29 protein-coding genes and 1 pseudogene are annotated in these 23,683 nt (G+C 36.1%); 21 read left to right on the top strand and 9 right to left on the bottom strand.

All coding sequences use genetic code 11. From position 1 onward, the window contains the following. Nucleotides 1–60: 60 nt before the first annotated feature. Together MHH42_RS23395 and MHH42_RS23390 are read right to left on the bottom strand one after the other, a co-directional pair. Complete coding sequence (locus tag MHH42_RS23395; protein WP_098129434.1) at nt 61–591, bottom strand: DinB family protein; 531 nt, start codon at nt 589–591, stop codon at nt 61–63. A 100-nt stretch (nt 592–691) separates the two neighbouring features. Continuing rightward, the gene (locus MHH42_RS23390) at nt 692–871 is read right to left on the bottom strand and encodes a hypothetical protein (RefSeq protein ID WP_000342762.1); all 180 of its coding nucleotides are present in this window, start codon (nt 869–871) and stop codon (nt 692–694) included. Between the two features lie 95 nt (nt 872–966). Here MHH42_RS23390 and MHH42_RS23385 point away from each other — a divergent pair, with 95 nt between their 5' ends. Next, on the top strand, nt 967–1,662 hold the full coding sequence (locus tag MHH42_RS23385) for a hypothetical protein (protein WP_097854246.1): 696 nt from the start codon (nt 967–969) through the stop codon (nt 1,660–1,662). Nucleotides 1,663–1,703: 41 nt separating this feature from the next. Here MHH42_RS23385 and MHH42_RS23380 read toward each other — a convergent pair whose 3' ends face one another. Further along, nucleotides 1,704–2,162, bottom strand: coding sequence for a universal stress protein (locus MHH42_RS23380; protein WP_001066672.1), 459 nt, complete (start codon nt 2,160–2,162; stop codon nt 1,704–1,706). A 147-nt stretch (nt 2,163–2,309) separates the two neighbouring features. Here MHH42_RS23380 and MHH42_RS23375 point away from each other — a divergent pair, with 147 nt between their 5' ends. The 8 genes and pseudogenes from MHH42_RS23375 (at nt 2,310) to MHH42_RS23345 (ending at nt 6,913) form a co-directional block, all read left to right on the top strand. Beyond that, nucleotides 2,310–3,101, top strand: coding sequence for an SDR family oxidoreductase (locus tag MHH42_RS23375; RefSeq protein ID WP_002039744.1), 792 nt, complete (start codon nt 2,310–2,312; stop codon nt 3,099–3,101). Nucleotides 3,102–3,315: 214 nt separating this feature from the next. Further along, complete coding sequence (gene ald / locus MHH42_RS23370; RefSeq protein ID WP_001219395.1) at nt 3,316–4,449, top strand: alanine dehydrogenase; 1,134 nt, start codon at nt 3,316–3,318, stop codon at nt 4,447–4,449. Between the two features lie 107 nt (nt 4,450–4,556). Beyond that, the gene (locus MHH42_RS23365) at nt 4,557–4,766 is read left to right on the top strand and encodes a hypothetical protein (protein WP_000540692.1); all 210 of its coding nucleotides are present in this window, start codon (nt 4,557–4,559) and stop codon (nt 4,764–4,766) included. 152 nt (nt 4,767–4,918) lie between these two features. Further along, the gene (locus MHH42_RS23360; protein ID WP_000411489.1) at nt 4,919–5,251 is read left to right on the top strand and encodes a cupin domain-containing protein; all 333 of its coding nucleotides are present in this window, start codon (nt 4,919–4,921) and stop codon (nt 5,249–5,251) included. Next, nucleotides 5,248–6,036, top strand: coding sequence for a GNAT family N-acetyltransferase (locus MHH42_RS23355; RefSeq protein WP_001208746.1), 789 nt, complete (start codon nt 5,248–5,250; stop codon nt 6,034–6,036). The genes MHH42_RS23360 and MHH42_RS23355 overlap by 4 nt, the downstream gene beginning before the upstream one ends. 2 nt (nt 6,037–6,038) lie before the next feature. Beyond that, entirely contained in the window at nt 6,039–6,383 is a 345-nt protein-coding gene (locus MHH42_RS23350; protein WP_002060104.1) for a DUF6176 family protein, read from the top strand. Nucleotides 6,384–6,526: 143 nt separating this feature from the next. Beyond that, nucleotides 6,527–6,643: pseudogene (locus MHH42_RS32460) on the top strand (anti sigma factor C-terminal domain-containing protein); the annotation flags it as partial. A 63-nt stretch (nt 6,644–6,706) separates the two neighbouring features. After that, a complete protein-coding gene (locus tag MHH42_RS23345) occupies nt 6,707–6,913 on the top strand; it encodes a hypothetical protein (protein WP_001248905.1) in 207 nt (68 codons plus the stop codon). Nucleotides 6,914–6,926: 13 nt separating this feature from the next. On the opposite strand, the gene MHH42_RS23340 is transcribed toward MHH42_RS23345, so the two are convergent. Continuing rightward, nucleotides 6,927–7,754, bottom strand: coding sequence for a DUF2785 domain-containing protein (locus MHH42_RS23340; protein WP_340894246.1), 828 nt, complete (start codon nt 7,752–7,754; stop codon nt 6,927–6,929). Between the two features lie 179 nt (nt 7,755–7,933). Between MHH42_RS23340 and MHH42_RS23335 the strand changes: the two genes are divergently transcribed. After that, nucleotides 7,934–8,287 (top strand): hypothetical protein, encoded by a 354-nt coding sequence (locus MHH42_RS23335; protein WP_340894245.1) that lies wholly within the window; start codon nt 7,934–7,936, stop codon nt 8,285–8,287. A gap of 23 nt (nt 8,288–8,310) precedes the next feature. Then, complete coding sequence (locus tag MHH42_RS23330; RefSeq protein ID WP_016109182.1) at nt 8,311–8,673, top strand: DUF3221 domain-containing protein; 363 nt, start codon at nt 8,311–8,313, stop codon at nt 8,671–8,673. 29 nt (nt 8,674–8,702) lie between these two features. Here the strand turns inward: MHH42_RS23330 and pepQ are convergent, their stop codons facing one another. Then, on the bottom strand, nt 8,703–9,800 hold the full coding sequence (pepQ, locus tag MHH42_RS23325; RefSeq protein ID WP_340894243.1) for a Xaa-Pro dipeptidase: 1,098 nt from the start codon (nt 9,798–9,800) through the stop codon (nt 8,703–8,705). A 149-nt stretch (nt 9,801–9,949) separates the two neighbouring features. On the opposite strand from pepQ, the gene MHH42_RS23320 reads away from it, so the two are divergent. Continuing rightward, the gene (locus tag MHH42_RS23320; protein WP_097854243.1) at nt 9,950–10,633 is read left to right on the top strand and encodes a metal-dependent hydrolase; all 684 of its coding nucleotides are present in this window, start codon (nt 9,950–9,952) and stop codon (nt 10,631–10,633) included. 40 nt (nt 10,634–10,673) lie between these two features. On the opposite strand, the gene MHH42_RS23315 is transcribed toward MHH42_RS23320, so the two are convergent. Then, nucleotides 10,674–10,835, bottom strand: a complete 162-nt coding sequence (locus MHH42_RS23315) for a hypothetical protein (protein ID WP_000976100.1) — start codon at nt 10,833–10,835, stop codon at nt 10,674–10,676. A 244-nt stretch (nt 10,836–11,079) separates the two neighbouring features. On the opposite strand from MHH42_RS23315, the gene MHH42_RS23310 reads away from it, so the two are divergent. Together MHH42_RS23310 and MHH42_RS23305 are read left to right on the top strand one after the other, a co-directional pair. Next, nucleotides 11,080–12,393 carry a DRTGG domain-containing protein gene (locus MHH42_RS23310; RefSeq protein ID WP_000201581.1) on the top strand — a complete coding sequence of 438 codons (1,314 nt, stop codon included), beginning with the start codon at nt 11,080–11,082 and terminating at the stop codon, nt 12,391–12,393. A 154-nt stretch (nt 12,394–12,547) separates the two neighbouring features. Next, a complete protein-coding gene (locus MHH42_RS23305; RefSeq protein ID WP_000093555.1) occupies nt 12,548–12,811 on the top strand; it encodes a DUF3949 domain-containing protein in 264 nt (87 codons plus the stop codon). Nucleotides 12,812–12,818: 7 nt separating this feature from the next. Here the strand turns inward: MHH42_RS23305 and MHH42_RS23300 are convergent, their stop codons facing one another. After that, nucleotides 12,819–13,124 carry a YtpI family protein gene (locus tag MHH42_RS23300; RefSeq protein WP_001144779.1) on the bottom strand — a complete coding sequence of 102 codons (306 nt, stop codon included), beginning with the start codon at nt 13,122–13,124 and terminating at the stop codon, nt 12,819–12,821. A 160-nt stretch (nt 13,125–13,284) separates the two neighbouring features. On the opposite strand from MHH42_RS23300, the gene MHH42_RS23295 reads away from it, so the two are divergent. Beyond that, nucleotides 13,285–14,217, top strand: coding sequence for a DHH family phosphoesterase (locus MHH42_RS23295; RefSeq protein ID WP_000545153.1), 933 nt, complete (start codon nt 13,285–13,287; stop codon nt 14,215–14,217). A gap of 51 nt (nt 14,218–14,268) precedes the next feature. On the opposite strand, the gene ytrI is transcribed toward MHH42_RS23295, so the two are convergent. Continuing rightward, on the bottom strand, nt 14,269–14,772 hold the full coding sequence (gene ytrI, locus MHH42_RS23290; protein WP_001265733.1) for a sporulation membrane protein YtrI: 504 nt from the start codon (nt 14,770–14,772) through the stop codon (nt 14,269–14,271). Beyond that, on the bottom strand, nt 14,769–15,182 hold the full coding sequence (locus tag MHH42_RS23285; RefSeq protein WP_002034291.1) for a YtrH family sporulation protein: 414 nt from the start codon (nt 15,180–15,182) through the stop codon (nt 14,769–14,771). Before MHH42_RS23285 ends, ytrI begins: the two co-directional genes overlap by 4 nt. A 42-nt stretch (nt 15,183–15,224) precedes the next feature. On the opposite strand from MHH42_RS23285, the gene dnaE reads away from it, so the two are divergent. The 6 genes from dnaE (at nt 15,225) to pfkA (ending at nt 23,657) form a co-directional block, all read left to right on the top strand. Further along, nucleotides 15,225–18,551: a DNA polymerase III subunit alpha gene (gene dnaE, locus MHH42_RS23280; protein WP_070173836.1), complete on the top strand. Its 3,327-nt coding sequence runs from the start codon at nt 15,225–15,227 to the stop codon at nt 18,549–18,551. A 133-nt stretch (nt 18,552–18,684) separates the two neighbouring features. Beyond that, complete coding sequence (locus MHH42_RS23275) at nt 18,685–19,893, top strand: NAD(P)-dependent malic enzyme (RefSeq protein ID WP_162148121.1); 1,209 nt, start codon at nt 18,685–18,687, stop codon at nt 19,891–19,893. Between the two features lie 14 nt (nt 19,894–19,907). After that, nucleotides 19,908–20,552, top strand: a complete 645-nt coding sequence (locus tag MHH42_RS23270) for a FadR/GntR family transcriptional regulator (RefSeq protein WP_070173835.1) — start codon at nt 19,908–19,910, stop codon at nt 20,550–20,552. Nucleotides 20,553–20,737: 185 nt separating this feature from the next. Then, complete coding sequence (gene accD, locus MHH42_RS23265; protein ID WP_000942864.1) at nt 20,738–21,607, top strand: acetyl-CoA carboxylase, carboxyltransferase subunit beta; 870 nt, start codon at nt 20,738–20,740, stop codon at nt 21,605–21,607. Next, nucleotides 21,595–22,569, top strand: coding sequence for an acetyl-CoA carboxylase carboxyl transferase subunit alpha (gene accA, locus MHH42_RS23260; RefSeq protein WP_000818790.1), 975 nt, complete (start codon nt 21,595–21,597; stop codon nt 22,567–22,569). The genes accD and accA overlap by 13 nt, the downstream gene beginning before the upstream one ends. Before the next feature lie 128 nt (nt 22,570–22,697). After that, a complete protein-coding gene (gene pfkA, locus MHH42_RS23255; RefSeq protein ID WP_000821156.1) occupies nt 22,698–23,657 on the top strand; it encodes a 6-phosphofructokinase in 960 nt (319 codons plus the stop codon). The last annotated feature ends 26 nt before the right edge of the window (nt 23,658–23,683 follow it).

Below are 23,683 nucleotides of genomic sequence, written 5' to 3'. Positions count from 1 at the left end.
AGGTGCTTTTTATAGAAAGTACCTTACCTTTTTGTATTTAGATTTTTACAGGAGTATTTATCATTCCATAATCATAAAATGATGTTTCTCATGTATGGCTAATAGTTGAATAAATTGAATCAAATTAGGATAGTGAGCAATTGGATCTAAAAATACGATATGCCCTGCAATATTTTCTTCTATATTTTGAATGAGTTTTTTTATTTCATTTGTTTCACGTGTAAGTAATTCTTCTAATTGAGTTACATTCATAGATTGATAGACTTTTTTTGAAGGGATTAAAATCCAAGGTGCTTTCATTCCTTTGCCATGCTTTTCTTTATATTCGGCATAAATGTCATGTATGTCAGTTGCGAATGGGGTGTTTCTTCTGAGCTTGGCATAAGGGATAAGAGTGAAAGAGAATTTAATCGCTACTTTTAGCATTTTTGCAATTAAATATAGGTGATAAAAATGCTCTCCAATAGACCATTTTCCATTCTTTTGCTGATACCACAGTTGTTCTTGAGATAGTGAATGGAGATGAGGAAGGAACTGGCTTCTTTGTACATGTAATGTATGAAAATGCTTTGAGATATTTTCAGATTTCATATTTTGGTATCCTCCACACGTATTTTTCCTAATTATAACATTTTTAGTGGGAATGTAATTAAGCCTAGAACAGTCTGTTCTAGGCTTAAAATTTCATCGCTTAATCATACTTATGTCGATCTTCCGTAATTCGAATATACTCAATATCCATCAAATCTCGCAGTAATGCACCGTTACTTAGTTCAATTCCATGTGTCTCTTTAAAATGTGTACGAATCGTATCTAACATTTCGATTTCTTTCCCATTCACATCTAAAATAATACGTTCAGAATCATCCATGTAGCATCCTCCTTTTCTAAACACATATATTTTGTCCGTCTATTTCTAAAAAATGTATGTTAACGTAATGTTAGGAAATAAGAAAGGGATGGAAAATGAGACGTATTTATTTTATAGGGCTAATTTTGTACACATTAATTGTATTACATGTTGCATTCCCAAATATCTTTTCATTTGAGGATGTAGAAACAGTACACGTTGCGATATTTATTTTTGCTCTATTTGTAGTAGATTGCTTTATTTCTATATGGCTTTCGAAAAGAAAAGATATACAAGGCAAAAAAGAAATGGAACGGAAAAAGAGAAAACGTTCATTTTGGATGATGACGTACTGTTTATCTTTAGTGCTTACTGCTGCTTTTTTTAGTGAGCATATTCCATTAGAAAGATTAAATATTGGTTTTGGAGCGTTCGTATTTGCATATTATTTTTTCATGCACTTTCTTCCTTATATGAAAGAAAAGCGAGGAGAAGAGGAAGATCCGCTTGTAGAAGAAGCGAGAGAACGAGAGCATAAGAGAATAGAAGAAGATATACAAAAACTCGGAGAACAAAAATGGTATTTGAAGTCTAAAATTATATATGTTCTTTGCTTTATCACACCGCCAATCGGTTATTTGTATGTGTTCTTGCTTCGTAAAAAAATGAAAGAAGATGCAAAGCAAACGTACTTAACGGTTGCGACGATCATGATGGCATTATGGTCTTTGAAGTTCTTACCGCCATATGTGCTGGCAGTTGCAGTTGTTGTGGTTGTTTGTCTTGTATTTATAGTGAAGTATGTGAAATGAAAAACACCAAGCCCATGTGGGCTTGGTGTTTTATCTATAAATTAAAGATCACCTTGCTCCTCATCACCACGAACAACAAGGACATCGCATTTCGCATAGCGAATAATATGTTCAGAGACGCTACCAATTAGGAAACGTTCAACAGCATTTAAACCAGTTGCACCACACATAATTAAATCTACTTTATGGTTTGGAGCGATTTCTTTTGAAATTTTAGATTTAGGATTACCAAATTCTAATACAGTTTCAATTTTTTCAAGGCCAGCTTCAAGCGCAGTTTTTTTGTAGTCTTCTAATAAGTCTTCTGCAAATAGATTTGCACGTTCAGCAATTGCGCGGCTATAAGCTTCTACTGCTGAGTATGCTTTTACATCAACGATATGAGCAATTGTTAATGTTGCATTGTTTCGTTTTGCGACTTGAATTGCTTTTTTAAAGGCTTTTTCTGCTTCTTTAGAACCGTCCACCGCGATTAAAATATTTGTATATGTATTATTCATAGTAAATTCCTCCCAATCATTTTTATTACCTTTTACAACTTTATTATAAAACAAATTTTGGTAATGTGCTTGTCGGAAACGTTACAGAATTTTGAAAACTTTGTTTTAATTCATTTTAGTTGTAATTGGTGCGAGAACTTGTTACATATGAACTATAGCAATTTAAAAGGGGGCAGTTTTGTGAGACATGCGCTCATTACAGCCGGTACGAAAGGTTTAGGAAAGCAAGTAACAGAAAAATTATTGGCTAAAGGCTATTCAGTAACAGTAACATATCATAGCGATATAACGGCTATGGAAACGATGAAAGAAACATATAAAAATATGGAAGAGCGTCTACAATTCGTGCAAGCGGATGTCACGAAAAAGGAAGATTTACATAAAATAGTAGAAGAAGCGATGAGCCGTTTTGGCAAAATTGACTTTTTAATTAATAATGCTGGTCCATATGTATTTGAACGGAAAAAGTTAGTCGATTATGAAGAAGAAGAATGGAATGAAATGATTCAGGGCAATTTAACAGCGGTATTTCATTTATTAAAACTTGTCGTTCCGGTCATGAGAAAACAGAACTTTGGCCGTATTATTAATTACGGATTTCAAGGGGCAGATAGTGCACCGGGATGGATTTATCGCTCAGCTTTCGCGGCAGCAAAAGTAGGACTTGTTTCATTAACGAAAACAGTTGCTTACGAAGAAGCGGAATACGGTATTACTGCGAACATGGTATGTCCTGGTGATATTATTGGTGAAATGAAAGAGGCGACAATTCAAGAAGCACGCCAGCTGAAAAGTCATAACACACCAATTGGTAGATCTGGAACAGGTGAAGATATCGCAAGAACGATTTCGTTTTTATGTGAGGATGATTCCGATATGATTACCGGTACAATTATTGAAGTGACTGGTGCAGTGGATGTTATTCATAGACATCGATAGAACAAAATAAAATGGAGTTTTAAATAATTGGACAGTTTATCCTTCATACTGAGAGATGAGGATAATACTGTCCTTTCATGTAATATTAAATCTATCGGAAAACTTGTGTTATTTTTTTGTCAAATATTGAGATATTATGTTAGAATATAAGGGCGTAGAAAGCGCTTTAAAAAATGATTCAGGGGTCATTTCATAACTCAAGGGGGAACTAATAATGCGTATCGGTATTCCAACAGAAATTAAAAACAATGAAAACCGTGTGGCAATGACGCCAGCGGGAGCAGTACATTTAGTACAAAATGGTCATGAAGTTTTTGTTCAAAAAGGAGCAGGTTTAGGATCTGGCTTTACAGATGAAGAATATGTACAAGCTGGTGCGAAACTTGTTGAAACTGCTGAAGAAGCATGGAACCAAGATATGGTTATGAAGGTAAAAGAGCCAGTTGCAAGTGAATACGGTAATTTCCGCGAAGGTTTAATTTTATTCACATACTTACACTTAGCTCCAGAACCAGAATTAACGAAAGCATTAATTGATAACAAAGTGGTATCAATTGCATACGAAACAGTACAATTAGACAATCGTTCTTTACCATTACTTGCACCTATGAGTGAAGTAGCTGGTCGTATGTCTGCACAGATCGGTGCACAGTTCCTTGAGAAAAACAAAGGTGGTAAAGGTATTTTACTTGCAGGCGTTCCAGGGGTGAAACGCGGAAAAGTAACAGTTATCGGTGGTGGTCAAGCTGGTACAAACGCAGCGAAGATTGCAGTAGGTTTAGGTGCAGATGTAACAATCATCGACTTAAGTGCAGAACGTCTTCGTCAATTAGATGACATTTTCGGTAACCAAGTAAAAACGTTAATGTCTAATCCTTACAACATTGCAGAAGCAGTAAGAGAATCTGATCTTGTTATTGGTGCGGTATTAATTCCAGGTGCAAAAGCGCCAAAACTTGTAACAGAAGAAATGATTCAATCAATGGAACCAGGTTCTGTCGTTGTAGATATTGCGATTGACCAAGGTGGTATTTTCGAAACAACTGACCGTATTACAACTCATGACAACCCAACTTACGAAAAACATGGCGTTGTTCATTATGCAGTTGCAAATATGCCAGGTGCGGTTCCACGTACATCAACTCTTGCATTAACAAACGTAACAGTACCATATGCAGTACAAATTGCTAACAAAGGCTATAAAGACGCTTGCTTAGGCAATTCTGCATTACTAAAAGGTATTAACACATTAGATGGATATGTAACATTCGAAGCAGTTGCAGAAGCACACGGCTTACAATACGCTGATGCAAAAGAGCTTCTTGAAAAAGCTCCTGCTTTATCATAATAGAAATATATGTAGAGCCTTCCTTTTATTAGGAGGGCTTTTATTTAAGGGGAAAACATTGTACAATTAAAATAAAAAGAAATAAAGATGTAAATAGGAGGGGCAATATGGGGTATATTTATGATATTTTGTCAGTGGGTTTGCTTATAGCAGGAATTATTACAATGGTTGTAGGCAAAAAGAAAAATGATCTGAAATTAAGAGGGATTGGTATTGGGATTGTAACTGCAGTACTTATCATTGGATTACCAGATTTTGCAAAAGGTTACATGGAAGGTGTACTTTCTGCTGGAGATAGTGCATTTCCGATAAAATAGAAAGGATGATCTTTAATTTCTCTTATAGTTAGGAGAGATTGGAGGTCATTTTTTATTTGAATTTTCCATATGGAATTTTTTTCTTGTTAGTAAAATGCCTCTTATGCTAATTTAAAGATAAGTATATAAAGGGGTGTAAAGAGGGGGATTCTATGGAAAAGATAAATTTAATAGATTTAACAAAAGATATAAAAGATCAACATAAAAACTTCGTCGTTTCAAATGTAAATAGTCATTGCTTACGAATCGCTGTATTTACTGGTGAATATGATTGGCACTATCATTCTAATTCGGATGAGTTATTTATTGTATTAGAGGGAGAATTACTTATCGATTTTCAAGACGGAGAAACAGCGGTTTTAAAGCCGAATGATTCTATCTTAATTCCAGCATGTACGATTCATAGAACGAGAGCATTCAAGAGAACTGTAAATCTTTGTTTTGAAAATATAGAGGCTGATACGATTATAGTGGAGCAATTATGAGGGAATTATCTGTAGCCCAGTATAGAAAAATACTTTCGATTTTAGAAAGTAATACAAGAACCACAACTTTTGCTTATGCAGTATGTGATCAAACGATAGATGGTAGGGTTTTTGCAAACGAGGAGTTAACAGCAGGACTAATTATCACAGCTAATGGCATTCATTATTTATTTGGTAATACGCAAGATGAAAGTTATAACGAAGATGTATTTTCGTATATAAAAACGGCCATTGAAAAAACAGAGAAGAGATTTACATTGTTCACTTCGAGTGAAGAGTGGGAAATGATGTTAGAAGAGCGTTTTAGTAATGTGCTTCGGAAAATCCCGCGAATGAAATTTCAAAGAGTAACCTTTGAAGAGAGAAAGCGAGATTGTAACAAAAATACATATGAAGTGAAGCGTATTGATAGAAGAGATATAGAACGAAGTAATGAATTTACACAGGCGTATTATAAAGAATATTGGGGATCAAATGAAGCATTTTTGAATGATGGTTTTGGATTTTGTATAGAACAAAATGGGATGACTGTAGCGGAATGTGTTTCGATATTTAGTGGGAATGGATTTGCTGAAATTGATATCGTGACGCATGAAGCGTATCAAGGGAAAGGGTTAGCTCAAGCTGTCGCAACACGTTTCATTGAACATTGTATACAAAATGATATTACACCGTGTTGGGATTGTTATGTAGACAATATTCCTTCGCAAAAATTAGCTAGTAAATTAAGTTTTCATCATCCAATAGAATATGGTTTGTTTGTACGTAAGAGAATGGGGGAATGAAAATGAATGTGGAGTTAACGAGATTTAAAGTGAAAAAAGGTAAAAGTCATCGTGTAGATGAATGGATGCAGCTTCTTAATGACAATATGAAAGAAGTGCTGTTGACACTAAACGACGAGAAAATGTACGTAGAGACAATTTTCCGGGAAATAAGAGATGGAGAAGAATACTTATATTGGTATTCTGTGCAAGGAGAAGGCGGGGCTCTTGTCGAAAATTCTCATCATGAAATTGATAAAAAGCATGTAGCGTTTTGGTATGAGTGTATTGATGAAGAAGCACCGTCTGTTGATATGAAAACAGAAGTTGTTATGATTCAAGATGTTGTGAAGGAAGCGATGAAATAATAGAATAGTGTTTTTTGGAGAAGCACATTAAAATAGATGTGCTTTTTATTATGCAAAATTTTAAAAAAGAAAAGCTGTATTTAGATATTTTTAAGTGAAAATAAAGGGGGATTTCAAGAGCATTTTAGGACAAACTATAATGAAAAGACCTACCAATATACGGTGTAGTCGTAACAGGAAAAATAGAGGATTTACAAAGTTTACAAGGGTTACCGTATATTAAGGTTGCTGTTAGAGGTGTAACAGTTGAGAAATATTGATTACGAGTAATTAATGTGAATAATCAGAAAATTTATGTTATAATATGGGAAAAGGAGGTTTATATGAGGCAAATACATGGAGCAATTTATATTTACATAACAATGTTTTTCGTGGCGATATCCTATGGATTGGGGCACGTGTATTCGCATCCTATACTAACTTTTTTAAGCGGAGCATGTATGGCGTTTGCGCTTCTTGTCCACCTTTTCTCAGTTTGGATCGTAAAATTTCAATTAAATATTAGTGAAATAGAAGAAGGCACTTTTTAAAGGGCCTTCTTTTTTAGTAATATTGGCGAAGTCCTTGTAGTAATTTTTCAATTTCGTATTCAGTTTCCTTACATATAGATATTGTACGTAATCTGAAAAATAAGCTACGTAAGAAAGCTTTTATATTTCCGTATAGAAATTCGTATGATTCAATATGTAGCGTTGATTTTTGAACTTGTAATTGAGTTGCTAAATCACGAAGGGCTAATATGAGTACTTCTTCCTTTAGGCCATTTTGCAGCATTGCGACAATTGGATAAACGAGACGCTCATCTTCTTCGTATTTGTAATAGATGGAATGAACACAAACTTTGTTTAATAAAGTTTGTAATATTTCTTCGTAATATAAATTTTCCAGTTTAGGACTATTCACAAGCGCTTCAAATGTATCGGAAGCATGAGCGACACTATGCGCCCAGCCACGTTCTTGGACATAGCCTCGTAAGTCGTGCTCTTTGTTCATATATAAAATTAATTGATCTTTTACATTTAATATATCAGTCTGTGATAAGAAATTATGATTTGTATCCGCATCAATAATGGGCGCAATTAATAATGTCGTAAATGCACGGGTAAATACCGCATCTTCGTCATCCGAATGAATCTTATACAATAAATATTTATCACTGATGCTTTCTAATAATAGTTTCTGCAAGTGTGAGTGTGAAATATAGCCCTTCTTGATGAGATGATAAAAAGTAGAGTAAATAAGTTTATCCCTTAAATAACTATCAGTAACACCGATATGTTCAAGCATATTGGAACTTAAAGAATCAATATGAATTGTGTTGTCCAGTATGTAATTATTATTACGAATTTCTTCTAACTGTTGTTGTAACATATAAACCTTCTATTTTAGAAAATTCTGCATTTTAATAATATAATAAAAGGAAGAAATAGACAATAAAGTGAAGCTTTAATCAGTGGGGGGTTCATCCCCCAACTAACTTCTTTGCTTTCACCGAATTTTGAGGTTGGGGTCTTACTGCCCGTTACTGCGGGATAAATAAGTGCTTTTGAATGGAGGGCATTATGAAGAGAGCATTATTCTTTTTTATAAGTATTTTCTTTTTAGGAAGTTGTTCGATTTCGTATGTTACTTTTTCTAGCGAGAGCAAAAGTTGGACGGGGCAATATAAAGGGCATATTAAGGATGACAGTGAAGATGGAAATACAGAATTTAAAAATTTGGAGATTTCTATTCATGGGACCTTTAGTACAATGACAGAAACGTCAGAAGTTCATAAAGGAGCAAGGATTGAAATGAAATCTTCTTGTGTAAGTTGTGCGCCTCTATCTAAAGATGAACTGATAGAGATTGTGATTAAATGGGATGATAAGTATGAAGAGAAGATGGTTTTAAAGCGGAAATAGCAAACATAGAGTGAGGGATAAAAATGAGTAGGAATATGAGAGTTTCTATGTATATATTTTTTAGTGTATTTCTAATCATATTATCAGCGTGTACTACAAAACAAGTAGAGGTAAAAAAAGTACCTGAAGAAGGGTATGTCATAGTAAGAAATGATGCGGTATTTTTTGTCGGTGATAAAACGTTTAATACAAAAGTAGAGTTGCAACATTATATAGAACAACAAATGAATAAAGAACATCCATCAGATATAGTGTTGAGCTTTAAGGAGAAAAACGCATCTAATCAATTAAAAACAGGAGATAAAATAAAAGTATGGTCTTCTCACATACTTGAAAGTTACCCAGGACAAATGATTGTAGAGAAATTTAAAGTAGTAGAAAAATAGAAAAAGGCAGCAATTAAGCTGCCTTTTTCTTATTTTACAAATTGTAATTCTTTCGGGAATTTCGTTAAAATTTCTGATCCGTCTTTTGTGATGTAAATATCATCTTCAATACGAACGCCACCTACGTTTGGTACGTAAATACCTGGTTCGATTGTGAAGACCATACCTTCTTTTAATAGAGAATCGTTGCCTTCTTTTACATCTGGATATTCGTGAACGCTAATTCCAAGTCCGTGACCAAGTCGGTGCGGGAAGAAGTCTCCGTAACCTGCATCCGCGATAACAGAACGAGCAGCATTATCAATTGCGCCAAGTGTAACGCCTGGTTTACATGCTTCAACTGCTTGTAGTTGTCCAGCAAGTACAGTGTTGTAAATGCGAGTTTGTTCTTCAGAAAGTTCACCGAATGCTACTGTACGTGTAATATCAGAGCAATAACCGTCAATAATTACGCCTAAATCAAATAGTACGAAATCGCCGCGCTTCATTTGGTTAGCACCTGGAATACCGTGTGGAAGAGCAGAGTTAGCACCTGCTAATACCATCGTATCAAATGACATTTTATGTATGCCTTTTGTTTTTAATTCGTGTTCAATAATTGCTAATACTTCTAGTTCGCTACGGTTTTCTTTAATTGCATTTACCCCAACTTCAACAGCATAGTCTGCCATTTTAGCTGCTTCACGTAAAATAGAAAGTTCTTTTTCATCCTTAATTAAACGAAGCTCGCGAACTTTTTCCTCTGCTGATTTGAAAGCTGCATTTGGGAATAATTTTGTTAATTCTTCGTAACGTTCTACGTTTAAATGTTCTTTTTCAATTGCAACTGCATTTGCATTGATGCCACGGTCTTTAATTGCTTTTGCAATCATATCCCATGGTCTGTCAGTATCAGTAAATCCGATAATTTCATGTGCCCATCCAGCGTTACGTGCTTGGCCTTCTTCCATTTTAGGGCAAATTAAAATAGGCTCTTTTTCTTGGAATACAAACATACCAAGTAGTCTTTCGTGTGGTTCACAGTGGAAGTTTGTCATGTAGAAAACGTTTGGTGTAGAAGTTAAGAACGCGGCTTCTACGTTTTTTTCTTTTAGCCATTGCATTAAATTTTCTAATCTAGCATTCATCGATTGGCACCCCCGAGATATTTAATTACAAATATAACTTTACCTCGGAAGAAAGCGTTATGACAAGTAAATAGATGTTAGAAAAGACAGGGAATTGAAAAATCATGTAGAATAAAAAGTGAGAATGTGAATAGGGGAGGAATGTAATAATGAATGTATCTTATCATGGGCATTCAGTTGTAAAGATTGAAACGAATGGAAAAGTGATTTTAATTGATCCATTTTTAACGGGAAATCCGAAAACAGATTTAAAGGCTGAAGATGTAAAAGTAGATGCAATTCTTTTATCGCACGGTCATGGTGATCATGTTGGAGATACAGTAGAGCTTGCGAAGAAAAATAATGCAGTTGTTGTGGCGCCATTCGAACTAGCGACATTTTTAAGTTGGCAAGGTGTAGAAACACATCCGATGCATATTGGTGGTTCACATGAATTTGACTTCGGAAAAGTGAAGTTTACACAAGCATTCCACGGCTCTAGTTATATTGATGAAGAAAATAAGACGATTACATATACAGGTATGCCAGCGGGTATTTTATTTACAGCAGAAGAGAAAACGGTTTACCATGCAGGGGATACGGCTCTATTCTCTGATATGAAGTTAATTGGGGAACTGAATGATATAGATATAGCGTTTTTACCAATTGGTGATAATTTCACAATGGGACCAGAAGATGCTGTTTTAGCAGCAAAATGGATTCATGCGAAAACTGTTGTACCGATGCATTACAATACGTTCCCAGTTATTGAACAGGATCCATATCAATTTGTAGAAAAACTACAAAATTGTACAGGGAAAGTATTAGAAGTTGGAGAAAGTATTACGCTATAAAACAGATACCCTTCATTTGAAAAGACAAGTGAAGGGCTTTTTATGCGTGTAGTACAGCTTTTAAAGTCTGTATTTGTTTAGTTGACTCTTCTCTTTTTGAACGCGGCTGTTCAGGAGTTTCATTCAAATCCATTGCAACTTTTTTCCCATCTACACAAGCTAAAAATACTGCGCCTATAACCTCTAAAATTTTTTTCATCATGTATTCGCTCCTTTGTTTCATTTCTTGTCTTAATTGTATATGGAAGTGTGTGGACGAACTATCGAACGAGATGACAATAGCATTACATTGTTGTAATGGAATGACTAGTGGAATGTAAGGGTCATTTTGTTATAAAAAAAATAGTACAGATATACAAAGAGAGAGTGTAACAGTTTTGAAAATATAGTATACTGGGAATACAACACATGAAGAATTTAGGGAAAAGAAAGTATGGTGAAACCATTTGGCTACCAAACATAATCAAATTTTAGAACATATTAATAGCCTACCGGTAGGGCATAAAATTTCTGTAAGGCAAATTGCGAAAGATTTGAGTGTAAGTGAAGGGACAGCTTACCGTGCGATTAAAGATGCAGAAAATAAAGGATATGTTAGTACAATTGAACGTGTCGGAACAATTCGAATTGAACAAAAGAAGAAAGAGAATATCGAAAAACTAACATATGCAGAAGTCGTTAACATTGTCGATGGTCAAGTACTTGGAGGCAGAGAAGGACTACATAAAACATTAAATAAATTCGTAATCGGGGCTATGAAATTAGAAGCGATGATGCGCTATACAGAAGCGGGGAACTTGCTTATCATCGGGAACCGTACGAATGCACATCAATTAGCATTAGAAACAGGGGCCGCTGTATTAATTACAGGTGGATTTGATACAGAAGAGCATGTGAAAAAGTTAGCAGACGAATTGAAGTTGCCGATTATTTCCAGTAGCTATGATACATTTACGGTCGCAACGTTAATTAACCGCGCGATTTATGATCAACTTATTAAGAAAGAAATTGTACTCGTTGAAGATATTTTAACACCGATTGAAGAAACACTATATTTAAAGCCTAGTGATATCGTGCAGAAATGGCATGAGTACAATGAAGAGACGATGCATGGACGTTATCCAATTGTGGATGAAAATAAAAAGGTGTTAGGTATCGTAACTTCGAAAGATATGATTGGTGTTGCGAAAGATACACCAATTGATAAAGTGATGACGAAACACCCTATTACGGTAAATGGAAAGATGTCTGTCGCAGCTGCAGCGCGTATGATGGTATGGGAAGGTATTGAATTACTTCCTGTTGTGGAAGATGGAAATAAATTGCAAGGTATCATTAGTCGTCAAGATGTACTTCAGGCATTACAGATGATTCAGCGTCAACCACAAGTTGGTGAAACGATTGATGATATTGTAACGAATCAATTTATGACGCCGAAAGAAGCAAAAAATGAGCATTTGTATCAATTTTCAGTGACACCACAAATGACGAATTCAATCGGAACATTATCTTACGGTGTATTTACAACAATTGTGACAGAAGCAACAAACCGTGTCATTCGTGCTCAGAAGAAGAGTGATTCAATTGTTGAGAACTTAACAATTTATTTTGTAAAGCCGGTTCAGATTGATAATGTTGTATCCGTTCATCCGAAAGTATTAGAAATTGGCCGTAAATTTGGTAAGGTTGATGTAGAAGTACACCATGAAGGTAATGTTGTTGGAAAAGCATTACTTATGGTGCAATTGATTGATAAATAAAAAGATGGAACAAATCGTTTTGATTTGTTCCATCTTTTTTTATGTAGAGAGTGATTTATATAATATTAAATGACAGAATATTAATTTATTTAGATGGTAGACTATGTTACAATTATATTGTAAGAAAATGGATTTTGAGGAGGCGGTATGCAATATGTCATCAGAAATAATCTTCTTTGGTGGTATCGCACTATTTTACTTTCTTGTAATGATACCGATCCAATATTTATATTTACAAGGTTTACATGAAAAAAGGAAACGTACAGGATTATCTCAGCGAGAACTATATGAAAAAATGTCTTTTGAAGAGGAACAATTACATTTTCATGTGCAAGGCAACCTATTTAATATACCTTCTGCGTTTGTTGCATATATGATTTTAAAAAGTAGAGGACGTAAAAAAGCATCACAATGGTGATGCTTTTTTACGTTGCTTCATAAGCTTCTGCTTCTTTAACTGCTAATGGAAAGAAATGTTTATATTGGCGAAATCCATTAAATGCACTCGCACTACCAAATAGAACGAATAAAACACCGACGATCATACGAGCGGTTGAAAGTTCTAAAAAGAATTGGTTTATCCCGAAGAATAAGACGAATGAACCGAGTGCCATTGCGGATTTTCCTGAGAGCCAACCTTTTTCCATTGGGCGGTTTGTACGAAAGTATTTTGTTTTGTAGAAGAGGTACAACATAAATGAGACGATAATACAGAAGACTAATACTGGCATAATGCACACTCCCATCGCTTTGTGAAAAATTATAGTGAAGAAAAAAGAAATATCTAAACTTTCTAATTTTTATTATAAAGCAATTGTTCGCATGTATGAAATACTTTCCGTTATAATGGAGGATAAAGTGAAGAAGTTGAATAAAAAGGAGATTATACATATGCATGAGCAAATTTTAGGAGCAATTAAAGAATTTGAGACAATTATTATTCATCGTCATGTGCGTCCGGATCCAGATGCGTTAGGTTCACAAGGCGGTCTTGGTACGATTTTGCAAGAATCGTTTCCAGAGAAAAATATTTATACGGTTGGGTACAATGAACCGTCACTAGCATACTTACGAGTAATGGATAATATTGAAGATAGCGTATACGAAAATGCACTTGTTATCGTTTGTGATACTGCGAACCAAGAACGTGTTGACGATCAACGCTATACAAAAGGGAAGATGTTAATCAAAATTGATCATCATCCAAATGAAGATCCGTACGGAGATATTACGTGGGTAGATACGACAGCAAGTTCTACAAGTGAAATGATTTATGAGTTTTATAACTATGGAAAAGATAAAGGATTAAAAATAACAAAAGAAGCAGCTCGCCTTATTTTAGCAGGGATTGTTGGGGATACAGGTCGTTTCTTATTCCCGAATACAACAGCAAAAACACTCCTTTACGTAAGTGAGCTTGTTGATATGGGTGTGAAATTCACAGATTTATACAATGAAATGTATAAGACAAAAGAAAAAATCGCTCGTTTAAATGGCTATATTTTACAAAATTTTACGATGGTAGAAGAAGGAGCAGCTTACATTAAATTAACGAAAGAAGTATTAGAAGAATTTGATGTACTTCCTTCTGAAGCATCTGGTGTTGTTGGAGCTCTTGGTAATATTGACGGATTAAAGGCATGGGTTCTATTTTTAGAGGAAGACGATGTAATTCGTGTTCGCCTTCGTTCAAAAGGGCCAGTTATAAATAAATTAGCAATGCAATATAACGGCGGAGGACATCCGATGGCTTCTGGTGCAAAAGCATCTTCTTGGGAAGAAGCGGATCGTCTGTTTGCTGATTTACGTGATATTTGTAAATAAGAGAGTATATGTTAAAACGAAAAGAAGGAGCGGCGCTTAAGCCCTCCTTCTTTATTTTTCTTTCTCTATATCAATACTAATTTCAAGTACAGTATCAAAAGAAATTGTATCGACTTTAAAGCGGTATATACGATCGTAATGTTTGTACGTTTTGTTTTCGATTGCTTTTTTGAGTAGGTCTTTATTTTTTGCGATACTTTGAATGTTTTTCGTTAAAAGATGCTGGAGGTCATTATGGATAGAAGTGGTCATATTTTCGAGTGTTAGATTGTCTAAATCATATTTTTCTCGATTTATTATTTTTATTTTAATCTCTTGAATTGTTAAGAGACGTTTATTTTCTGTGTTCAACTTTTCTTGATCTTCGAGAAGGACGTGGAGCTTTGCTTCTTGTTTTTCTATAATTTCTCTTTGTTCTGCTATTTTACTAGCTTGTTCTTCTTGAAAAACACCGTATATGTACAAAAAAATAAACCAGCTTAACACGCCTCCAACAGCAGCACCAGCTAAAACTAAGTACCATCTTTTTGCTGTATTGGCACTTGGCACTCTCATACATGTTCCTGCGTTAGCCATTTAATAATAATAAGACCTGTTTGCATACCGCCAGTTGCGAAAAAAATAAGGAGAATTTGTTTTACGATATCTTTCATATCTCCGCCAAAGAAACTTCTTTCAAAGCTATAAAAGGTATCGAATGTTCCGCCGATTGCTGCAACGAGTGCCCAAATTCTTAAATTTTGGGCGAATTGATTAATGTAAGTTAGAGCTGGTTTTCCGATAAGAAACGCACCAAATCCACCAATTAATGAACCGCCAAGTATAACCCCAAAGGCAATAAAATAACTAATAATAAGCAGAGAGAAAAAAGTATGTTCTCTTACATCCATCGTCATTCCCCTTTCTTCTTCATATATATGGACAAAGTATGAGAAGTATGTTTTGATTTCCGCTTTCCTCATCACCTATAATGAAAGTAGTCAAATAGGTAAAGAGAGGGTACAACAGTGAAGTTTGTGCATTTACAATGTCAAACCGTTTTTAGTTTATTAAAAAGTGCTTGTAAAATTGATGAGCTTGTAGTCAGGGCGAAAGAGCTTGGTTTTTCATCGTTGGCTATTACGGATGAAAATGTTATGTATGGCGTTATTCCGTTTTATAAAGCATGTAAGAAACATGGTATACAGCCTATTATCGGCTTAACAGCTTCTATTTTTAGTGAAGAAGAAGAAAAGTCTTATCCGCTCGTCTTACTTGCTGAAGATGAAATAGGCTATCAAAATTTATTAAAGATTTCTAGTAGCATTATGACGAAGTCAAAAGAGGGTATTCCGAAGAAGTGGCTTGCGCATTATGCGAAAGGATTAATTGCTATTTCACCAGGTAAAGATGGGGAAATTGAACAATTATTATTAGAAGACAAAGAGGATCAGGCGGAAGAAGTAGCTTGTACATATCAAAATATGTTCGATAATTTTTATATGAGTTTGCAGCATCATGCGATTCAAGATGAACTGCTCCTGCAAGAAAAATTACCTGAATTTATTAGTAAGGTAAATGTCCCAGTCGTTGCAACAAATGATGTGCGCTATATTAATCAAAGTGACGCGCTCGTTCACGAATGTTTACTATCAGTTGAAAGTGGAACGAAAATGACTGATCCAGACAGGCCGAGGCTGAAGACAGATCAATATTATTTAAAGTCATCGGATGAAATGGAAGCACTATTTTCTCACACGGAAGAGGCGATTTACAACACTGTAAAAATTGCAGAACGTTGTAAAGTAGAAATACCGTTTCATGTAAATCAATTACCGAAATTTCCTGTTCCATCTAACGAGACGAATGATACTTACTTACGCCGTGTTTGTGAAGAAGGCTTGCATAAACGTTATGGTACGCCAAAAGAAGTGCATATAAAGCGTTTGAATCATGAACTAAACGTCATTTCTAGTATGGGATTTAGTGATTATTTTCTCATCGTATGGGACTTTATGAAGTATGCACATGAAAATCATATTTTAACAGGACCAGGCCGTGGATCGGCAGCTGGCTCACTCGTTTCGTACGTATTAGAAATTACAGATATTGATCCGATTGAATACGATTTGTTATTTGAAAGATTTTTAAATCCCGAACGTGTGACCCTTCCGGACATTGATATCGATTTTCCAGATATAAGACGTGATGAGATGATCCGATATGTGAAAGATAAGTATGGTCAGCTCCGCGTGGCGCAAATTGTAACGTTTGGGACGCTTGCAGCGAAAGCAGCAATTAGAGATATTGCTCGTGTAATGGGGCTTCCGCCGCGAGACATTGACATATTTTCAAAACTTATTCCATCAAAGCTTGGTATAACGTTAAAAGATGCATATGAAGAATCACAATCACTCCGTGAGTTTATACAAGGGAATCTTCTTCATGAGCGTGTGTTTGAAATTGCAAAACGTGTAGAAGGCTTACCTCGTCATACGTCTATTCATGCCGCTGGCGTTATTATGAGTCAAGAACCGTTAACAGGTAGTGTAGCAATTCAAGAAGGACATAACGATGTTTATGTTACGCAATATCCTGCTGATGCATTAGAAGAACTCGGGTTGCTCAAGATGGACTTTTTAGGCTTACGTAATTTAACGTTACTTGAAAATATTATAAAGTTTATTGTGAAAAAAACGGGGAAAGAAATTGATATAAGGAATTTACCTCTCCAAGATGAAAAGACGTTCCAATTGCTAGGGAGAGGGGATACAACGGGGGTATTCCAGCTTGAATCAGGTGGTATGCGAAATGTACTTCGCGGATTAAAACCGAATGAGTTTGAAGACATTGTCGCTGTTAACTCGTTATACAGACCAGGACCGATGGAGCAAATCCCAACCTTTATTGAATCGAAGCACGGAAAAAGAAAAATTGAATATTTACATCCGGATTTAAAGCCGATTTTAGAAAGAACATACGGGGTAATTGTATACCAAGAACAAATTATGCAAATTGCATCGAAGTTAGCAGGATTTTCGCTCGGAGAAGCGGATTTATTACGCCGAGCAGTGAGTAAAAAAAATCGTGATATTTTAGATCAGGAACGTCAGCATTTCGTGCAAGGTTGTTTGCGAAACGGATACGATGAGACATCAGCGGATAAAATTTACGATTTAATTGTAAGATTTGCGAATTACGGTTTTAACCGAAGTCACGCTGTAGCTTACAGTATGATCGGATATCAGCTTGCCTACTTAAAAGCGAATTATACATTGGAATTTATGACAGCATTATTATCAAGTGCAATTGGAAATGAAGATAAGATTGTGCAGTATATACGAGAAACGAAGCGGAAAGGTTTCCACGTTTTGCCACCGTCACTTCAGAAGAGTGGTTACAACTTCCAAATAGAAGGGAATGCGATACGTTACAGCTTACTTTCAATTCGAAATATCGGAATGGCTACAGTGACGGCATTGTTAGAAGAACGAGAGAGCAAAATGTTTGAGGATTTATTTGAATTTTGTCTTCGTATGCCAGCGAAGTTTGTAACAGAACGAAATTTAGAGGCGTTCGTCTGGTCGGGATGTTTTGACGATTTTGGTATTTCGAGAACGAATTTATGGAAAAGCCTTAAAGGAGCGTTAGAGTACGCAAATCTTGCCCGTGATTTAGGGGATGCTGTTCCAAAATCAAAATATGTACAAGGAGAAGAGCTCTCTTTTATTGAACAGTTAAATAAAGAGAAGGAAGCACTTGGCTTTTATTTATCAAGCTATCCGACAGCGCAGTATGTGAAGTTAGCAAAAGAATTAGAAATTCCATCTCTCGCTCAGGCGATGCGAAATAAGAAAAAAGTACAAAGGGCTATCGTGTATATAACAAGTGTGAGAGTCATTCGTACGAAAAAATTGCAAAAGATGGCGTTTATTACATTCTGTGATCAAAATGATGAAATGGAAGCGGTTGTTTTCCCGGACACGTATATACATTTCTCAGACAAGTTACAAGAAGGGGCAATTGTTTTAGTTGACGGTACGATTGAGCTAAGAAATCATAAGCTGCAATGGATTGTAAACGGACTATATCCGTTAGAAGAAATGGATGTTTATGAAGAAAAGAAAGATGCATCTGTTTACGTGAAATTGCCGTCTCAGTATGAAAAAAAGCTTTTGAATCAGGTTACAAAAATATTGTTTGACTATTCGGGTTTTGCGAAAGTACTAATTTATTATGAAAAGGAACATAAAATGGTACAATTATCTCGAAGTTTATCGATTCATCCAAGTGAAAAATGCTTAGGAACACTTCGTGAAATTGTCGGGGAAGAGAATGTAGTTGTGAAAATATAATGGACAATTTCCCTACACTTCGATTATTATAGTAGTAGTGTTCGTGGTCAGACCACTTGGAGAAATTGATACCAGCTAGAATAATTTGAGGAGAGTGGATAGTTTGTCAACACTTCGTGAAGAAGCACTTCACATGCATAAAGTGCATCAAGGAAAATTAGAAACTGTATCAAAAGTAAAAGTAGAAAATGCAAAAGATTTAAGTCTTGCATATTCTCCAGGGGTTGCAGAGCCTTGTAAAGAAATTTATGACGATAAAAGTAAGGTATATGAATATACGATGAAGGGAAATATGGTAGCAGTTGTGACGGATGGAACGGCTGTACTCGGTCTTGGTAACATTGGACCTGAAGCATCTCTTCCAGTAATGGAAGGTAAAGCTGTATTATTCAAGAGCTTTGCTGGTGTAGATGCATTCCCAATCGCCTTAAATACAAACGATGTAGATAAAATTGTTGAAACTGTAAAATTAATGGAGCCAACTTTTGGCGGCGTTAACTTAGAAGATATCGCAGCACCAAACTGCTTCATTATTGAAGAACGTTTGAAGAAAGAAACAAATATTCCTATCTTCCATGATGATCAACACGGAACAGCTATCGTAACAGTAGCGGGCCTTGTGAATGCGCTGAAATTAGTTGGAAAGAAAATGTCTGACATTAAAGTTGTCGCAAATGGCGCAGGTGCAGCAGGTATTGCAATTATTAAACTTTTATATCGCTATGGAGTACGCGACATTATTATGTGTGACCGTAAAGGTGCAATCTATGATGGTCGTCCTACTGGTATGAATCCAGTGAAAGATGAAGTTGCAAAATATACAAATAAGAATCGTATAGAAGGTTCTTTAGCTGATGTTGTACAAGGTGCGGACGTATTCATTGGTGTATCTGCAGAAGGTGCATTAACAGAAGAGATGGTTCGTACTATGAATGACAATGCGATTATTTTTGCAATGGCGAATCCGGTTCCGGAAATTATGCCAGAATTGGCAAAAGCAGCGGGCGCAGCTGTTGTTGGAACAGGTCGTTCTGACTTCCCGAACCAAGTAAATAATGTACTAGCGTTCCCTGGTATTTTCCGCGGTGCACTTGACGTACATGCGACACAAATTAACGAAGAAATGAAGATGGCAGCTGTACAGGCTATTGCTGAGCTTGTAGCAGAAGATGAGTTGAATGCAGACTATATCATTCCGGCACCGTTTGACGCGCGTGTAGCGCCTCGAGTGGCAGCTTACGTTGCGAAAGCAGCAATGGAGACAGGAGTAGCTCGTCGTCAAGTAGATCCAAATGAAGTTGCTGAGAAAACAAAACAATTAGCGCTGATTGGTAAAGAATAAGCGAGGAATTTCTATTGACATCATCAAATACAAAAGTATATCTCGAAATTGTAAAAAAAATCCGTTCCATTATGGAAGAGGATGGATTGGTAGCAGGGGATCGTTTGCCGTCTGAGCGGGAGCTAAGTTCACGCTTAAACGTAGGACGCTCATCTGTAAGAGAAGCATTGCGTGCTTTAGAACTGGTAGGGTTAATTGAAACGAGACGTGGTGAAGGGACGTTTATTCGAAACTTTTACGATAACGGTCTTGTACAACTAATTGCTCCGTTTCTATTGCAAGATGAGAAAACAATTCGTGATTTATTACAAACAAAACGATTGCTTGAGAAAGATATGATTCGAATTGTATGTAATTTACCGAAAGAAACATTTTCTAAAGTGCTAAGTAGATTACAGAAAGTGCTTGAAGAAAATGAAAGTTCGATTCCAATGCTTCACCAAACGTTCTTTAAAACACTAATTGAACAAGTCGATAATTATTTACTATATCGCATTTGGATGATCGTAAATGATTACGTAGCAACTCTTTCTTGTAAAGTTTCAGGAGATTCTATCAATATGTATAGAAAGCTTTATGCTACTTTGGAAGAAAAACAAGAAAATGATGCACTAAAAATTTACGATGAATTAGTAGAGAATATACAGTTTCACTCGTAATGTATAAAATTTGTCGAAATGACCATGACACGTTATGACAAACATTCTACCGCATAGCGGTTAAAGTTAAACGTAAAGAGAGAGGTTATTAGACAGATTGAGAAGATAAGGCTAACATCAAACATTGGTGTTAGCCCCATTTTCTTCTTACGCTAACCTTAGCTCTCAACGAAGGGGGTCAAATTGTGCTAAGAGATTTATTCGTGAAAAAGAAAAAGTATGCTGCAATACCTTCAGAACAAGTACGAAAAGATGTACCAGATGGCGTTATGACAAAATGTCCGAAATGTAAAAAAATCATGTATACGAAAGAACTTCTGAAAAATTTAAAAGTATGTGTGAACTGTGGATATCATCATCCTATGAATGCATGGGAGCGCCTTGATAGTATATTGGACGAAGGGTCATTCCGTGAGTATGACAAAGAAATGGTTTCATTAAATCCACTCGAGTTTCCGGGATATGAAGAGAAATTAGAGAACGATCGTAAGAAGACTGAATTGAATGAAGCGGTTGTAACTGGTGAAGGAACAATTGATGACATGCTTGTTGTTGTTGCAGTAATGGATTCTCGTTTTCGAATGGGGAGCATGGGCTCTGTTGTAGGAGAAAAAATTGCCCGTGCGGTTGAAAAGGCATACGACTTACAAGTTCCATTTATTATCTTTACTGCTTCGGGTGGTGCCCGTATGCAAGAAGGTATATTAAGTTTAATGCAAATGGCAAAAACAAGCGTAGCTTTGAAAAAGCATAGTAATGCAGGAGGGTTATTTATTTCTGTTATGACTCACCCAACGACGGGCGGGGTTTCAGCGAGTTTTGCTTCACTTGGTGATTATAATCTTGCAGAGCCAGGTGCACTTATCGGATTTGCTGGTAGACGTGTAATTGAACAAACAGTGCGTGAGAAACTACCGGAAGATTTCCAAACGGCAGAATTTTTACTAGACCATGGTCAATTAGATGCGGTTGTGCATCGTGATGATATGAAAGAATCACTTCGTAAGATTTTAGAAGTTCATCAAGGAGGGGAAATGGCTGTATGGCAGAGCTAGAATTTGAAAAACCAGTTGTTGAGCTAAGAAATAAGATCCGTGAACTGAAAGACTATACGAAAAACAGCCAGATGGACTTCAGTGAGGAGATTCGTATTTTGGAAGACAAGCTAGAAAATTTAGAGGAAGATATATACGGCAATATGAAAGTATGGGACCGTGTGCAAATTGCTCGTCATGCAGAACGACCGACAACGCTCGATTATATTGAGCACTTATTTACTGATTTTTTTGAATGTCATGGAGATCGCCTATTTGGCGATGATGCAGCGATTGTCGGCGGCATTGCGAAATATAAGGGGATGCCTGTAACTGTAATTGGGCATCAGCGCGGAAAAGATACGAAAGAAAATATTCGTCGTAATTTTGGGATGCCTCATCCAGAAGGATATCGAAAAGCACTGCGTCTCATGAAACAAGCGGAAAAGTTTAATCGTCCTATTATTTGTTTCATCGATACGAAGGGAGCTTATCCTGGTAAAGCAGCTGAAGAACGTGGACAAAGTGAAGCTATTGCCCGCAATCTATTTGAGATGGCAGGTTTAACGGTACCAGTTATTTGTATCGTTATCGGTGAAGGCGGTAGTGGTGGTGCGCTAGGTCTTGGAGTAGGAGATTACATTCATATGCTAGAAAATTCCACTTATTCTGTTATTACACCAGAGGGTGCAGCGGCAATTCTTTGGAAAGATGCAGGAAAAGCGAAGGAAGCTGCAGAAGCAATGAAAATTACAGCAGCAGATTTGAAAGAATTAGGTGTAATTGATGAAATTATTCCAGAGGCAAAAGGTGGAGCTCACCGTAATCTTTTAAAACAGTCAGAAAATATAGACTTAATGATTAGAAAAACTTTTGAACAATTAAACGGAATTTCGAAAGATGAATTAATCGAAAAACGTTATGAAAAATATATGAAAATTGGGCAAGTTTCGTTTTCAAACGCTTCCATTGGGATAAAATAAGAAAAGCGTGCGTTCCTCTTCGCGAATGCACGTTTTTATTATGAAAAGACACATCTTCTCCATTGTGTTTTTATATTTTTTCGTGTTATTTTATTATAAGGCAAATAATCTTTATGAGGTGAGTACAAATGAAACGTATTGGTGTATTAACAAGTGGTGGAGATTCACCTGGTATGAATGCTGCCATTCGTGCAGTTGTTCGTAAAGCGATTTTCCATGATATTGAAGTATATGGTATTTACCATGGATACGCTGGATTAATTTCTGGTCACATTGAAAAATTAGAACTTGGTTCTGTTGGCGATATTATCCACCGCGGTGGTACGAAATTATATACAGCAAGATGTCCTGAGTTTAAAGACCCAGAAGTACGACTAAAAGGTATCGAGCAATTAAAGAAACACGGTATCGAAGGACTTGTTGTTATTGGTGGAGATGGCTCTTACCAAGGTGCTAAAAAATTAACTGAACAAGGATTCCCATGTGTTGGTGTACCAGGTACAATCGACAATGATATTCCTGGAACAGACTTCACAATTGGTTTCGATACAGCTTTAAATACTGTTATTGATGCAATTGATAAAATCCGTGACACAGCTACATCTCATGAACGTACATATGTTATCGAAGTAATGGGACGTCATGCTGGAGACATCGCATTATGGGCTGGTTTAGCTGATGGTGCAGAAACGATCTTAATTCCAGAAGAAGAGTATGACATGGATGATGTAATCGCTCGTCTAAAACGCGGTAGCGAACGTGGGAAAAAACACAGTATTATCATTGTAGCTGAAGGTGTTGGAAGTGCAATTGACATCGGTAAGCATATTGAAGAAGCAACAAACTTTGATACTCGTGTAACTGTATTAGGTCACGTACAACGTGGTGGATCACCAAGTGCACAAGACCGTGTATTAGCAAGTCGTCTTGGCGCAAGAGCAGTTGAGTTGTTAATTGCTGGTAAAGGTGGACGCTGTGTAGGTATTCAAGATAATAAACTTGTTGATCATGACATTATCGAGGCGTTAGCTCAAAAGCATACAATCGATAAAGATATGTATCAATTATCTAAAGAATTATCCATCTAATCGGCGTAATGTCGGATATTTGGGAA

The organism is Bacillus sp. FSL L8-0099 (assembly GCF_038006385.1).
Lineage (GTDB): Bacteria > Bacillota > Bacilli > Bacillales > Bacillaceae_G > Bacillus_A > Bacillus_A toyonensis.
Note: the sequence above shows the minus strand (reverse complement) of the source record. Positions and strands in the feature narration are given on the sequence as shown.